The sequence below is a fragment of the Nocardiopsis tropica genome (genome assembly GCF_042660575.1).
GTDB lineage: Bacteria > Actinomycetota > Actinomycetes > Streptosporangiales > Streptosporangiaceae > Nocardiopsis > Nocardiopsis tropica.
In genome coordinates, this window is sequence record NZ_JBHSUF010000026.1 from 83,507 (window position 1) to 97,591 (window position 14,085).

A 14,085-nucleotide genomic window follows, 5' to 3' on the forward strand; every position below is an offset into this window, starting at 1 on the left:
GGGACCGCGGACCCTCACGGGGCCCGGCGGGGCGCCGGACGAGGGGCCGGGACGGGTGACCCGAGCGGGGTCCGGCGCGGCCGCCGTCCTCGGACGCGCGGTCCCGGTGGTCCGCCCCGGGCTTCCGGGAGGGCTTCCTGCCGGGGCGGCAGCGCGCTCGGGGGAGAGTCAGCCCCCCAGTGCCCGGGAGAGCAGCTCGGCGGCCATCGGGACGATGCCGATCAGCACGAAGGCGGGAAGGAAGCACAGGCCCAGCGGCGCGACCACCAGCACCCCCAACCGCTCCACCCGCGCTGTCGCGCGGGTGCGCAGGGCCCGCCGCAGGTCGACCACGTGGCGGTCCAGGAGGTCGGCGACCGGCGAGCCGGTGTCGGCGGCCCGGGCCAGGTCCCTTCCCGCCGCGGCCAGCGGGGCGGGAAGGGAGGAGCGGCTCCAGGCCGACGCCGGATCGGCCCCCAGCCGCAGCTGCTCGGCGACCGCTGACAGCTCCCCGCCCAGCCTTCCGCCCGCCGCCCCGGAGACCGCCGTGAGGCAGACGGGCAGGGTCGCCCCGGCTCGGATCCCCGAGGAGATGAGCCCGATCACCACGGGCAGATCGGAGGTCACCGGGAGCCGGTCGGGTCGTTCCCCGGCACGGCGGGCCCGCACCCACAGCACGGCGCACCCCCCGACCGCGACGACGCCGCCGACCGGGCCGAACAGGGTGGCCGACGCGGCCACCGCGAGCACGCCCGCCAGCGTCAGGGCCAGGGCCCGCAGAGGCAGACCGGTACGGAGGGGCGGCCCGCCCTCCGGCCCGGCGCCCGCCAGCCGTGTCCCCGGGGCGCCTCCCCGGCCCGTCGCCACCCACGCGGCGGCGGCGCCGAACAGTGCCGCGGTCACCACCGTCATCACGTCCACTCCCCTTCCACACCGTTTCCCGTACGGGGCCGTGGCCGCCCCGCCCCTCAGCCGGCCCCCACACCGCCTCCGCCCCCGGCGGTCGCGGTCGTCCTCCCCCTCTCCGCGCCCGGTCACGGTGGAGCTGTCGCGGAGCGCAGCATGCGCAGCGCCCACCAGAAACCCAGGAGGTCGAGGAACACGCCGCACACCAGGCAGGCCACCCCCAGCGGCGTCGTGAACAGGAACTCCAACGGCGACCCGCCGAGGCCGGAGGACATCAGCACCCCGGCCACCGGGAGGCACGTCAGGACGATCGCGGTCGTGCGCGGACCGCTCGTCCGCGCCTCCGCCTCGGCCCGCTGCTCCTCCTGTTCGGTGAGGTTGGCGGCCAGCGCGTCGACCACCTCGGCCGGCCCGGCGCCGGTGTCGGCCGCCACCTCCCAGCACACGGCCAGGTAGGCCAGCGCGCGCAGGTCCGGATCACGGGCGGCCTCGCGGCGCAGCGACTCCGCGTCGTCCACCGCGCCCACCAGCGGTCCGGCCTCGGCGGCGGCGATCCGCAGCGCCTCCTGCGGGGGCTGCCCGGCACGCAGTTCGGCGGCCAGGACCCGGCACAGCACGACCACGGACCGCCGGCGTTCGGAGGCCTTCCCGGGACGGGGCACCAGGGACCGCGGGCCCTCCCCGCGCACAGGGCGCCGCGGTCGGTCCAGTACGGCGCCCAGGCGGATGCGCTGAGGCGCCGGGACCGCGAACAGCAGGACCAGGAGCCCCGCGCACGCCGCGCACACCGCCAGCGCGGTCACCGCTGTCGCCACCCGTCGCCCAGCCGGGCCGCCACCTCCTCGGCCCCGGGGTGCTCCCGGCAGGAGCCGTCCCGGCCGAACGACACCGCGGGCACCGCGTGCACGAGCCCGGCCGGGTCGCGGCGCAGCACCCGGAGTTCGGCGAGGCGACGGGTTCCGGCGTCCCGGACCAGGTGCACGACCATGACCCTGGTGGCGGCCAGCTGGCTGTGCACCGCGGCCCGGTCGAGCCCGGCACCGCAGCCGAGCGCCTCCACCCGGGCGGGGACGTCCCCGGCGCCGTTGGCGTGGAGGGTGCCGGCGCCGCCTTCGTGACCGGTGTTGAGGGCTCCCAGCAGGGACACGATCTCCGGCCCGCGCGCCTCGCCCACCACCAGCCGGTCGGGCCGCATCCGCAGGGCCTGCCGCACCAGGACCTCCAGGGACACCTCTCCGCTCCCCTCGATGTTGGCCGGGCGGGTCTGGAGCCGCACCACGTGCGGGTGGTCGGGGCGGAGCTCGGGGGAGTCCTCGGCGAGCACGAGGCGCTCACCCGGGTCCACGAGGGACAGGAGGCTCGACAGCAGCGTGGTCTTGCCGGTACCCGTTCCGCCGCTCACGAGGAAGGCCGCACGGGACGCCACGAGCGCCCGCAGCAGGGCCGCGCCGCGACCGGTGACAGTGCCGTGTTCGGTGAGGCGCTCCAGGGAGAACACCCGCCGGGGCGGCAGGCGCAGGGACACGCAGGCTCCGGCGGGGGACACCGGGGGCAGCACCGCGTGCAGGCGGGCACCGCTCGGGAGCCTGGCGTCCACGTAGGGGACGGCGGCGTCCAGCCGCCGACCCGCCTGCGCGGCCAGCCGCTGGGCCAGCCGTCGGACCGCGTCCGCCGACTCGAACCGCACCCCGGCCCGCCGCAGGCCGCCGCCGTCGTCCACCCACACCTCGTCGGGCCCGTTGACGAGGATGTCGGTGACCCCGGAGGAGGACATGAGCTCCTCCAGCGGCCCCGCCCCGGACAGGTCGGCCGCCAGCCGCCGGGTCATGGACAGCACCTCGGTGTCGCCCAGCAGGCCGCCTTCGGCCCTCAGTGCCGCCGCGACGTTGGCCGGGCTCACCGGCGCCCCGGAAGCCACGAGGCGGTTGCGCACCGCCTCCACGAGCGGGCTCACGGGACGGGCTCCGGGAACGGGAGGGACGCCACCACGAGGTCGGCGAACCGGGCCAGGGGGGACCTGGGGTGGCGCGCGGGGACGTCTCCGGCCGCCAGGATCCGGTCGAGCCTGGGTTCCTGCGGCAGGTCCGCGCCGAGGTCGAGGCCGAGGGTGGACGCCACCACGTCGGCGCTCAGGTCGCCGCGGGCACCGCGCACCACGACCCGGACGGCCGCGGCCTCCTCCCGCAGCCGGGAGACCACCCGGGTCGCCGCCACGACCGAGGGCACGTCGGCCGGGACCACGACGAGCACGAGGTCGGAGCGGTTGAGGAACACGACGGTGGCGGGGTCGAACGAGCGCGGCAGGTCGGCCACCACCAGGTCGGCGCCGTCCCGCGCGCTGGACAGGGCGGAGCGGGCCGCGCCGACGGGCAGAGGGGCGGCGGGTCCCGGCTCGCGGGACCAGGTCAGCACCGAGACCCCGGGCGTGCCGGGCAGCCCCGCCCGCAGGTCCTGCCAGCGGACGCGGCCGCGGCGCCGGACGAGGTCGCCCCAGCCGGTGCGCCGCTCGGGCGTGCGCGGCGGGGCGCCGTCGCAGCCGAGGTAGAGGTCGGATCCGCATCCGAGGGGGTCGGCGTCGAGGAGGGCGGTGTCCCGGTCGGCGCGGGCGCCCGCGAGGGCGAGGGCGACCGCGAGGAGGCTGGTACCGGCTCCGCCGCGCCCTCCGATCACCGACACGGTGGGGGCCGGGGCGGAGGTGGGCGACGCCGCCCGGGTGAGGAGGTCCACCAGCACGGGCTCGTCCCTGGGCAGGAGGAGCGTGCCGGGTCCTTCGGTGGCCGTTGCGCCTCCGTGGACCGGGTCCTGACCGTACGGGCGGCCCTCCCGGCCGTGCGGGTCCTCGCCCCCGTCGGTGCGCGACACGAACACGTGGCGCCCCGGGGGAGGGTCGGCGGTGCGCAGGGAGGCGCGCAGCTCGGCGCCCACCACCACGAGCGGGGCGTGCCGCCACAGGCTCAGCGCCCGGTCGGGGGTGCGGGCGACGGCGACCTCGGTGGCGGCGGCGGTGGCCAGCCTGAGCAGGTCGTCGAGGAGGAGGGGGTCGGCGGTCGCGATCAGCGGCAGGGGACGGGTGTCCATCGGACTCTCCGGGGGGTGGGGTCTTTCTTCGACCCTCCCCGACCGGAGCGCTCGTGAGAAGCCCCGGTCCGGAGCTGTGGACAACGCCGTCGGCGGCGCGCGGAGCGCAGAAGCCCCGAGCGGGGCGATGCGGGGGAGCCGACGGCGGCGTGCGACGTCGTCGGGGCGCGGAGCGCAGAAGCCCCGAGCGGGGCGTGCGGGGGTGCCACGGCGGGGCGGAGGAGGCCCACCTGGCGGGCGGGGTGCGTACACGGGGGCGAATACGCATGCCCGCCCGGCAGGCGGTGAGGAGCGGGCGCGGGGTCCGCCTCCGCAGGGGGAGCGAAGGCCGCCACGCGAGTTCCGGCCCTGGGGGGAGGACCGGGCCCGTCCTCCGGAAGGGCCTGTGGAGAGACGTGCTCCCACGACCGCCGAAAGACCTTTGTCGTCGGCGCCTCCCGGAAACCGGGCACCGGGGAACCGGGGCGGGTTTCGCGGCGGGGTTCTTCCGGTACGGCGGAACCCCTGGTCGACGACGGAACAGACGCTACCACGCGGTGCCGCGTATTGGTTCGGGAATCCAGGCGGAAAAGTCGGGTCAACCACCTTTTCCCAGAGGGGTGGCGGGCGTACAAAGAAAGCAGACGGTGGCTGAGAACCACCCCGACACGGCACCCGGGAACCCACGCACCACCCGGCCGCGTGTGGCCCGTCTAGGTCGGACAACCGGATGTACTGCCTGGCCAGACTATGGAAATGGTCGCTTGCTAACCCGGTGGAACGTGTCGCAGACGGCGCCCCGAGAGTCACGCGGGGCGCCGTTCCACGTGCTCGTCCGGACGCGCCGGGCGACCCGCGGAAATGCGCGCCCGGCCGTGTCGCCCGTGGCCAACAACGATTGTGTCACTGTTGGTCGATAAAGGAATGGTCGACGATTCAACCTTTTCGGGGGCTCACCCGCGTTTGAGGGCCTCGCAGGTCGCCAGTGAGTCCTGGGCCCCCGCCCGCACCGCCCGGCAGCAGTAGACGACCCATTCCGCGACGCCCTCGGGGGTGCCGCCCATGTAGCCGCGCAGGGCCGGTCCGTACTCGTCCCGCAGGGTCTGGTGGCCCAGCTCGGACGGCACCAGCGACTTCGGGTCCAGGCCCCGTTCGACCAGGGTCAGCCGCTCGGCCGCGCGCGCCACCAGGCCGTCGCCCCACCCGAACGGCCGGATCGCCATCAGTTCGCCGTGGACCAGCGCCGACGTCACCAGGGCCGGGACGGACGTGCGCGCGCCCAGAAGCGCGTACAGGCCCTCCAGCCGGGCGAGCGCCGCCTCCGGCGCGGGGGCGGGACCGAGTGAGAGCGGGTCCTCGACGCGCTCCCCCGCCAGCCGGGGCCGCCCCAGGGCGTCCTCGGAGACCGCCTCGGTCGCGGCGAGCGTGTGCAGACGGGCGAGGGCCTGGCGCGGCGCCTTCGGCCAGGTGTCGACGAGGGACCCCAGTTCGCCGGACACCCGCAGGGCCCCCTTGATGCGCGTGTCGTACACGTGCCCCTCGCGGATCTCCTCCATCGAGACCTCGGCGCCCTCCAGTGCCGCCGACGCGCACGCGCCGCGCAGTGCGGACTCCATGGACACGTCGCTGCTGCGACGTCGCAGGATGCGGTGCCCCAGCAGCCGGTCGACCAGGGTCCGCGTCTCGGCGACCGCGTCGCTCACACCGGGCAGGGCCGCGACGCGGGCCAGGGGGTCGGAAGGGGAGGCAGAAGTCGATTCGCTCACGGAGAACAACACTACGCGCCGGTAACACCGGCCGCCCCCTCCCCGGCGGGTAGGAGCGCACCGACCGCTCGTCGCTGACCGGCGACCGTTCACCGGCCGTTCGCCGCTCGCCCGCCGGTCCCCGGCGACGCGCTGCACCCCGGCTGTTCACGCGGTATGGACCGCATGATTAATTGGGTGTGAACCAGTCGACGTAAGGAGAATCACAGTGGCCGACAGCACTCCCCCGAGCCAGGAGACACTGTCCAACCTTCTCCACGAGACGCGCAGCTTCCCCCCGCCGCCCGAACTCGCGGCCGAGGCCAACGTGAAGGCCGAGGCCTACGAGCGGGCCGCCGAGGACCGCCTCGGCTTCTGGGAGGAGCAGGCCCGCCGGTTGCAGTGGGAACACCCCTGGGACACCGTCCTGGACTGGGACCCGCCCTACGCCAAGTGGTTCGTCGGGGGCAAGCTCAACGCCTCCGTCAACTGCGTGGACCGCCATGTCGCCAACGGGCTGGGCGAGCGGGTCGCCTACCACTGGGAGGGCGAGCCGGGCGACACCCGCAGCATCACCTACGCGGAGCTGAAGGACATGGTCTCCCAGGCGGCCAACGCGATGACCGGCCTCGGGGTCGGCAAGGGCGACCGCGTCGCCATCTACATGCCGATGATCCCCGAGACCGTCGTCGCGATGCTCGCCTGCGCCCGCATCGGGGCCGTCCACATGGTCGTCTTCGGCGGCTTCTCCGTGGACGCGCTCGGCCAGCGGCTGGACGACAGCAGGGCCAAGCTGGTCGTGACCGCGGACGGCGGCTACCGGCGCGGCAAGGCCAGCGCCCTCAAGCCCGCCGTGGACGCCGCGGTCGCCGACCGGCCCGCCGTGGAGAACGTCCTCGTCGTCCGCCGCACCGGCCAGGACGTCGAGTGGACCGACCGCGACGTGTGGTGGCACGACGCCGTGGAGTCCCAGAGCACCGAGCACACCCCGGAGGCGCACGACGCCGAGGACCCGCTGTACATCATGTACACCAGCGGCACCACGGCGAAGCCGAAGGGCATCCTCCACACCACGGGCGGCTACCTCACCCAGGCGGCCTACACCCACTGGGCGGTGTTCGACCTCAAGGCCGAGACCGACGTCTACTGGTGCGCCGCCGACATCGGGTGGGTGACCGGCCACTCCTACATCGTGTACGGGCCGCTCGCCAACGCCGCGACCACCGTGCTGTACGAGGGCACCCCCGACACGCCGCACCGGGGCCGCTTCTGGGAGATCATCCAGAAGTACGGGGTCACCATCGCCTACATGGCGCCCACGGCGATCCGCACCTTCATGAAGTGGGGCGACGACATCCCCGCCGAATTCGACCTGTCCAGCCTGCGCGTCATCGGCTCGGTGGGCGAGCCCATCAACCCCGAGGCCTACATCTGGTACCGGGAGAACATCGGGGGCAACCGCACCCCGGTCGTGGACACCTGGTGGCAGACCGAGACCGGCGCCATCATGGTCAGCCCCCTGCCCGGCGTGACCTCCGGCAAGCCCGGCGCGGCCATGCGCGCCCTTCCCGGCATCGTGGCCGACGTGGTGGACGAGGCGGGCCGGTCCGTTCCCGACGGTGACGGCGGCTTCATCGTCATCCGTGAGCCGTGGCCGGCGATGCTCCGCGGCATCTGGGGCGACCCCCAGCGCTACGAGGACACCTACTGGTCGCGCTTCGAGGGCCTGTACTTCCCCGGCGACGGTGCGAAGAAGGACGAGGACGGCGACCTGTGGCTGCTGGGCCGCGTGGACGACGTCATGCTCGTCTCCGGCCACAACATCTCCACCACCGAGGTCGAGTCGGCGCTCGTCTCCCACCCGAGGGTGGCCGAGGCCGCCGTCGTCGGCGCCGCGGACAAGGTCACCGGCCAGGCGATCGTGGGCTTCGTGATCCTCCGCGACGGGGGCGAGGAGGTTCCGGAGGAGCTGGTCAAGGAACTCCGCAACCACGTCGGCACCTCGCTCGGCCCGATCGCCAAGCCCGCCCGGCTCCTGGCGGTGCCGGAGCTGCCCAAGACGCGCTCCGGCAAGATCATGCGGCGGCTCCTGCGCGACATCGCCGAGGAGCGGGCGGTCGGCGACACCTCGACGCTGACCGACTCCTCCATCATGGACGTGATCGCCAAGCAGCTGCCGTCCGCCCGCGGGGACGACTAGGACACGTGCCGCAGGCCCGTCACAGGACCTGCGGCGAGGCGCTCCGGCGGACGCGGCGCCCCGGCCCGGACGAGGGCCGGGGCGCCGCCGCCTTCCGGTCGCACTGCCCGGCGGCGCGGCCGGGCGCGCACTCACCCCCGTGACGAAACGGACCTCTGCCGTTGTGCGTGCCGTGAGGGACATGGGTGGCGGGGCATGTGCGAGGATGCGGAGGATCATCCGCGTGTTCGGACCGAGAGAAGGGAACCCCCACGATGGTGGACAAGCCGGGTACCGGCGAGCCCGACGCCGCCGGCACCGACCGTTCCATCGGCGCGCTGGTCTCCGACGCCACCGACAACCTCTCCCGGCTGGTGCGGCTGGAGATCCAGCTCGCCAAGCTGGAGGCCAAGGCCGACGCGGCCAGGATCGGCAAGGGCGTCGCCGGGTTCGCGGTCGTCGCGGTCCTGGCCCACATCTTCGTCATCCTGCTCTCGGTGACCATCGCCTTCGCGCTCTACGAGCTGTTCGCGCTCCCGGCCTGGGCGTGCCTCGGCATCGTCACGCTGTTCTACCTGCTCCTCGCGGTGGTCTTCGGGCTGTACGGCCTCGTCAACTTCCGCAAGCGCCAGGGCCTCCAGCGCACCGCGCTGACCACCTCCCGCCTCGCCGGCATCCTGCGCGGCGAGATCCGGCCGCCCAGGACCGGTGACGACCTCGACACCGCCGGGGGCGCCGACACGGCCGGGGCCACCGCGGCGGCGCCGCGCTAGCCGCACACGGTGTTGGACGACTCCGCCGCCTACCTCGCCGGCCCGTGGACGCACCGGACCGTCAAGGCCGCGGGCGCGCGCTTCCACGTGGCGGAGGCCGGTGAGGGCCCCCTCGTGCTCCTCCTGCACGGCTTCCCCCAGTTCTGGTGGGCGTGGCGGCACCAGCTGGGACCGCTCGCCGAGGCCGGGTTCCGCGCCGTCGCCGTCGACATGCGCGGCTACGGGGCCAGTGACAAGACCCCCCGCGGCTACGACCTCGTGACCCTCGCCCAGGACGCCGCCGGCCTGGTGCGGGCCCTGGGGTACGAGGACGCCGCGGTGGTGGGACACGGGGTGGGCGGGCTCGTCGGCTGGACGATGACGGCCTACCACCCCGGCGCGGTACGCGCCCTGGCGGCGGTCTCCGCCCCGCACCCGTTGCGCACCGCGCGGATCGTCGCCTCGGGCGGACCCGGTGTCCGGCACATGCTCCGGGCGCAGGTGCCGATCCTTCCGGAGCACAGGCTCCTGGCCGACGGGTGCGTCCGCGTGGGCGACCTCCTGCGCGAGTGGTCGGCCCCCGGTTGGCCCGGCGCCGAGGCCGAGGAGGCCTACCGGCAGGCCTTCGCCATCCCGAAGGTCTCCCACTGCTCCCTGGAGTACCACCGCTGGATCTTCCGCTCGCGGTGGCGCCCGGACGGGCTCCGCTACAACGCGCGCATGCGGTCGCCCGTCCGCGTCCCCGTCCTCCAGCTCCACGGCGAGCTCGACCCGGTGTGCCCCCCCGAGGCGGCCCGCGCCTCCCGTCGCGCCGTCGCGGGGGCCCACCGCTGGGCGCAGATCCCGGGTGCGGGACACTTCCCGCACGAGGAACGCCCGGAGGAGGTCTCCCGCGAGCTCGTGGGGTGGCTGGGGCGGCTCGGCGGCGGACAGGTCGACGGAGCCCGGAAGGGCGACGGGGAACGGCGGTGAGGCAGTGATGGCGACGGAATCCGCGTCGGAGGGCCGGGACAGGTCCGGCCGGGACCGCGACGAGACCGGGCGCGCGCAGAACCAGCGTCCCCGCGACCGCTACGGGCGGCCGCTGCCGCACGGGAGCGCGGGCGAGGTCGACCGGGTGCCCGACGACGCCGTGTTCTCCGCGGCCGAAGGCCTGTCGGAGGCCCAGCGGCTGCTCGACGGAGGGTACGCCTTCACCGCACACGAGGTTCTCGAAGCCGTGTGGAAGTCCTCGCCCGAGCCCGAGAGGGAGCTGTGGCGGGGCCTCGCCCAGGTGGCCGTGGGCGTCACCCACGCCCAGCGCGGGAACGGCGTCGGCGCCGCGCGCCTGCTGAGGCGGGGCGCGGACCGGGTGGAGGGGTTCGGTCCGGACGCCCCGCACGGGGTGGACACGGCCGGCGTGGCGGCCTTCGCCCGGGGGCTGGCGGACGACCTGGACGCCGGCCGGGCGGAGCGGGGCGACGCGATCGACCCGGCGGGGATGCGCCTGCTCGGGGAGTAGGCGGGCGGCGCCGGGGGCTGCGGGTCGGGACCGCGCCGACCCGGACGGCGCACGACGGCACGGAGGCCCTCCGAGGGAGAACCGTGTTCTCTCGTGGCTGGGGATAACCAGTGTGGCTGATGAGGCTGCTTCCCGTTTCATTCCTTTATGTGTGTTTTAGCGTTAACATAGCATTAATGCATTATGCGATGTTATCCAAGCTGAAAATCCCTGATAAGGAAAATTATCCCGCTTCTGGGATCACCGTAAGATCACATCTTTGGTTTGTCTTGGGGAAATCCCGAAACGACACTCACCTTTATTCGGGATCGTGCGTAGAATCCCCGGATCACCGCCCGTGAGCGAGCAGCGCGGACGGTGTGCACCACAACCAAAGGTGGCACCGCTTCGACCCCGCCAAGCGTGCTGTCGGGCCAGCTCAGGCTCCTTCCGGACGGCGGTACGTCCACGGCGGCGCGCTGGTCCGGCGTCCACGCGGCGAACCGTTCCCCCGCGTTTCCCATGGACGGGGCCGAAAAGGTCGTGCCCGTCTCAAGGAGGACGGATTGTCTGGGCTCAACCTCGCCGCGCCAAGCGGCACGGCCCTATCGCTGGCAGGCACCGACTTCACACTCGTCATCATCGTCATGGTGGTGGCACTTCTGGCCCTCGCCGTCGCGGGGATGCTGGTACGTGAGGTCCTCGCCGCGGAACAGGGCACCGAGCGGATGCGCAACATCGCGCTCGCAGTGCAGGAGGGCGCGAGCGCGTACCTGACACGACAGTTCCGCACCCTCGCGGTCTTCGTCGTCGTCATCCCGCTGCTGCTCCTCCTGCTGCCCGCCGACTCGTGGGACATCCGGATCGGCCGGTCGGTCTTCTTCGCCCTGGGCGCCGTGCTGTCGTCCGCCACCGGCTTCATCGGCATGTGGCTGGCCGTGCGCGGCAACGTACGGGTCGCGGCGGCGGCCCGCGGCGGCGACGAGGCGTCCAACCACAGGGCCATGCGGATCGCCTTCCGTACCGGCGGCGTGGCCGGCATGATCACCGTCGGCCTCGGCCTGTTCGGCGCGGCCCTCGTCGTCGTGCTCTACCGGGGCGACGCCCCCATCGTCCTGGAGGGCTTCGGCTTCGGCGCCGCCCTCCTGGCCATGTTCATGCGTGTCGGCGGCGGGATCTTCACCAAGGCCGCCGACGTCGGCGCCGACCTCGTCGGCAAGGTCGAGCAGGGCATCCCCGAGGACGACCCCCGCAACGCCGCCACCATCGCCGACAACGTGGGCGACAACGTCGGCGACTGCGCCGGCATGGCCGCCGACCTCTTCGAGTCCTACGCCGTCGTGCTCGTCGCCTCGCTGATCCTCGGCCGGGTGGCGTTCGGCACCGAGGGCCTGGTGTTCCCGCTCCTCGTCCCCATGATCGGCGTCATCACGGCGATCATCGGCATCTTCCTGGTCGCCCCCCGAGCGCGGGACCGGTCGGCGATGACCGCGATCAACCGCGGCTTCTTCATCTCCGCGGGCATCTCCGCCCTGCTCGTCGTCGGCACCTCCCTCTGGTACCTGCCCGGCAGCTTCGAGGAGCTGTCCGGGGTCAGTCCGCAGGTCCTCGCCGAGATCGAGGCCGCGGGCACCGCCCCCGACCCGAGGTTCGTCGCGATCGCCGCGGTCCTCATCGGCCTGGTGCTCGCCGCGGCCATCCAGCTGCTCACCGGCTACTTCACCGAGACCGACAAGCGCCCCGTCCGGGACATCGGCGCGAGCTCCGAGACCGGCGCGGCCACCGTCATCCTCTCCGGCATCTCCGTCGGCCTGGAGTCCGCCGTCTACTCCGCCCTGCTCATCGCCGGGGCCGTGTACGCGGCGTTCCTCCTCGGCGGCGGCTCCATCACGCTGAGCCTGTTCGCCGTCGCCCTCGCCGGCACCGGGCTCCTCACCACCGTCGGCATCATCGTCGCGATGGACACCTTCGGCCCGGTCTCCGACAACGCCCAGGGCATAGCCGAGATGTCCGGCGACGTGGAGGGAAGGGGCGCCGAGATCCTCACCGGGCTCGACGCCGTCGGCAACACGACCAAGGCGATCACCAAGGGCATCGCCATCGCGACGGCCGTGCTGGCCGCCACCGCCCTGTTCGGCGCCTTCCGCACCTCCGTCCAGGAGCAGCTCGGCGAAGGCGAGCAGGCGTTCTCGCTCTCCATCGACCAGCCGGACGTGCTCGTCGGCGTCATCATCGGCGCCAGCGTGGTGTTCTTCTTCTCCGGCCTGGCCATCATGGCGGTCGGCCGCGCCGCCGGCCGCGTCGTCATGGAGGTGCGCGACCAGTTCCGCACGCGCCCCGGGATCATGGACGGCACCGAGCTGCCGGAGTACGCGCGGGTGGTCGACATCTGCACCAAGGACTCCCTGCGCGAACTGGTCACCCCGGGCCTCCTCGCGGTCCTGGCGCCGATCGCGGTCGGGTTCGCCTTCGGCTACGCCCCCCTGGGCGCGTTCCTCGGCGGCGCCATCGCCGCGGGCGTGCTCATGGCCGTCTTCCTGTCCAACTCCGGCGGGGCCTGGGACAACGCCAAGAAGCTCGTCGAGGACGGCCACCACGGCGGCAAGGGCTCGGCCGCCCACGAGGCCACGATCATCGGGGACACCGTCGGCGACCCGTTCAAGGACACCGCGGGGCCGGCCATCAACCCCCTGCTCAAGGTCATGAACCTCGTCGCGCTGATCGTGGCGCCCAGCGTGGTGATCTACGCGGACAATGTGGTCCTCCGGACCGTGGTGACCGTGCTCGCCGTGGGCGTGCTCGTCGGCGCGATCCTCTGGTCCAAGAGCCGCGGCTCCGGGACCGAGACGCAGCTCGCGGAGCTGGGCGGGCAGTCCGCCCCCAAGGACGCCCCCGAGGCCGGGGGCGGCGGCGCCTCGGCTCCGGGAGAGGGGACCCCGGCGACGGAGGGAGCCGCACAGGACGAGGGGACGGACCAGAAGGAGTCCGACCGCAGGGAGGAGGCGCACGCCGGAGACGGCAAGTAGCGCGATCCCCAGATGGCGGCCGCCCGGGAACCCGGGCGGCCGCCGCCGTGTGCGGGAGGGCGCCTAACCTGGTTCCGCGGGTGTGCTGCCCGCGCGGACGAGGCAGAAAAGGGGTTCTGTGATGTCAGGGCTGAAGGGCCTGCTCGCCATCCTGGCGGTCATGGTGGGGTTCATCGGCGTTCTCGCCGTCGTCGCGACCAGCCTGATGCCGTGAGCGGGGCGCGCACACTGCTGCTGATGCGGCACGCGGAGGCGGAGAACGGGCACGGCGCCGACTACGAGCGGGGCCTGACCGATCTGGGCAGGGCTCAGGCGGACGCGGTCGGGCGGATGCTCTCCCGGCGGGGATACGCGCCGGACCATGTCATCTGCTCCGGCGCCAGGCGCACCAGGCAGACCCTGGACGGCGTCCTCGGCGCGATGGAGCCGGGGCCCCGGCCCGAGGTCGACTACTCGGAGGAGGCGTACTCGGCCGGTGTGGACACGCTCCTGGAACTCGTGAACCGGGTCGACGCCGGAGTGCGCACCCTGCTGGTCGTGGCGCACAACCCCACCGTGGCCCAGGTGGCCGCCGGCTTCGCGGGGAACGAGGCCCTCGTGTCCTACGCTCCCGGCACGATCGCGGCCGTGGACCTGGAGGTCGAGTGGCTCTACGCGGCGCCCGGAACGGGCGCGGGCATCCTGCTCAACTGATGTGACCCAGGACACGCCCCCGTCAGGTTGCCAGCCCCCTCGTCCGAGGGTAATGTTCTCCGAGTCGCCTCCGACCGGCCCAAGGCCACGAGGAGCGGCGGCACTCCCCTCCGGCGAAACGGACGCACTCGCGGCCGTGCCGGAACCCCGGTTTTCACCAGAACGAACTTTCGAGCCTCGCGGTTCGAGCACTGTTCGGGCCATGTAAACTCAGGGAGTCGCTTCAAAAGCCCAGTCCATTCGGACAAAAGCAGACGAAGCAAACGGG

11 protein-coding genes are annotated in these 14,085 nt (G+C 73.6%); 6 read left to right on the top strand and 5 right to left on the bottom strand.

The features are described from left to right. Nucleotides 1-168 precede the first annotated feature (168 nt). The 5 genes from ACFQBR_RS30320 to ACFQBR_RS30340 all read right to left on the bottom strand — a co-directional run bounded on the left by ACFQBR_RS30320 (nucleotide 169) and on the right by ACFQBR_RS30340 (nucleotide 5,708). Complete coding sequence (locus ACFQBR_RS30320) at nucleotides 169-891, bottom strand: type II secretion system F family protein (protein WP_344179078.1); 723 nt, start codon at nucleotides 889-891, stop codon at nucleotides 169-171. 122 nt (nucleotides 892-1,013) lie between these two features. Further along, nucleotides 1,014-1,700 carry a type II secretion system F family protein gene (locus ACFQBR_RS30325; RefSeq protein ID WP_344179081.1) on the bottom strand — a complete coding sequence of 229 codons (687 nt, stop codon included), beginning with the start codon at nucleotides 1,698-1,700 and terminating at the stop codon, nucleotides 1,014-1,016. Next, complete coding sequence (locus ACFQBR_RS30330) at nucleotides 1,685-2,839, bottom strand: TadA family conjugal transfer-associated ATPase (RefSeq protein WP_267947471.1); 1,155 nt, start codon at nucleotides 2,837-2,839, stop codon at nucleotides 1,685-1,687. The genes ACFQBR_RS30325 and ACFQBR_RS30330 overlap by 16 nt, the downstream gene beginning before the upstream one ends. After that, the gene (gene ssd, locus ACFQBR_RS30335) at nucleotides 2,836-3,963 is read right to left on the bottom strand and encodes a septum site-determining protein Ssd (RefSeq protein WP_344179084.1); all 1,128 of its coding nucleotides are present in this window, start codon (nucleotides 3,961-3,963) and stop codon (nucleotides 2,836-2,838) included. The genes ACFQBR_RS30330 and ssd overlap by 4 nt, the downstream gene beginning before the upstream one ends. Nucleotides 3,964-4,895: 932 nt before the next feature. Next, a complete protein-coding gene (locus ACFQBR_RS30340) occupies nucleotides 4,896-5,708 on the bottom strand; it encodes a Fic family protein (RefSeq protein WP_267947473.1) in 813 nt (270 codons plus the stop codon). 208 nt (nucleotides 5,709-5,916) lie between these two features. Between ACFQBR_RS30340 and acs the strand changes: the two genes are divergently transcribed. The 6 genes from acs (at nucleotide 5,917) to ACFQBR_RS30370 (ending at nucleotide 13,817) form a co-directional block, all read left to right on the top strand. Continuing rightward, entirely contained in the window at nucleotides 5,917-7,887 is a 1,971-nt protein-coding gene (gene acs / locus ACFQBR_RS30345; protein WP_267947474.1) for an acetate--CoA ligase, read from the top strand. A 254-nt stretch (nucleotides 7,888-8,141) separates the two neighbouring features. Then, nucleotides 8,142-8,639 carry a phage holin family protein gene (locus ACFQBR_RS30350; RefSeq protein ID WP_267947475.1) on the top strand — a complete coding sequence of 166 codons (498 nt, stop codon included), beginning with the start codon at nucleotides 8,142-8,144 and terminating at the stop codon, nucleotides 8,637-8,639. Nucleotides 8,640-8,648: 9 nt separating this feature from the next. Then, a complete protein-coding gene (locus tag ACFQBR_RS30355; RefSeq protein ID WP_344179088.1) occupies nucleotides 8,649-9,590 on the top strand; it encodes an alpha/beta fold hydrolase in 942 nt (313 codons plus the stop codon). A 7-nt stretch (nucleotides 9,591-9,597) separates the two neighbouring features. After that, the gene (locus tag ACFQBR_RS30360; RefSeq protein WP_344179090.1) at nucleotides 9,598-10,119 is read left to right on the top strand and encodes a DUF309 domain-containing protein; all 522 of its coding nucleotides are present in this window, start codon (nucleotides 9,598-9,600) and stop codon (nucleotides 10,117-10,119) included. Nucleotides 10,120-10,664: 545 nt separating this feature from the next. Then, nucleotides 10,665-13,124, top strand: a complete 2,460-nt coding sequence (locus ACFQBR_RS30365; RefSeq protein ID WP_344179092.1) for a sodium-translocating pyrophosphatase — start codon at nucleotides 10,665-10,667, stop codon at nucleotides 13,122-13,124. A 210-nt stretch (nucleotides 13,125-13,334) separates the two neighbouring features. Continuing rightward, on the top strand, nucleotides 13,335-13,817 hold the full coding sequence (locus tag ACFQBR_RS30370) for a SixA phosphatase family protein (RefSeq protein ID WP_344179094.1): 483 nt from the start codon (nucleotides 13,335-13,337) through the stop codon (nucleotides 13,815-13,817). Nucleotides 13,818-14,085: the final 268 nt, after the last annotated feature.

What these genes read in the sequence shown, in the direction of transcription:
- ACFQBR_RS30320 (WP_344179078.1), bottom strand. Translation starts at nt 891, where the DNA reads ATGACGGTGGTGACCGCGGCACTGTTCGGCGCCGCCGCCGCGTGGGTG.
- ssd (WP_344179084.1), bottom strand. Translation starts at nt 3,963, where the DNA reads ATGGACACCCGTCCCCTGCCGCTGATCGCGACCGCCGACCCCCTCCTC.
- ACFQBR_RS30350 (WP_267947475.1), top strand. Translation starts at nt 8,142, where the DNA reads ATGGTGGACAAGCCGGGTACCGGCGAGCCCGACGCCGCCGGCACCGAC.
- ACFQBR_RS30360 (WP_344179090.1), top strand. Translation starts at nt 9,598, where the DNA reads ATGGCGACGGAATCCGCGTCGGAGGGCCGGGACAGGTCCGGCCGGGAC.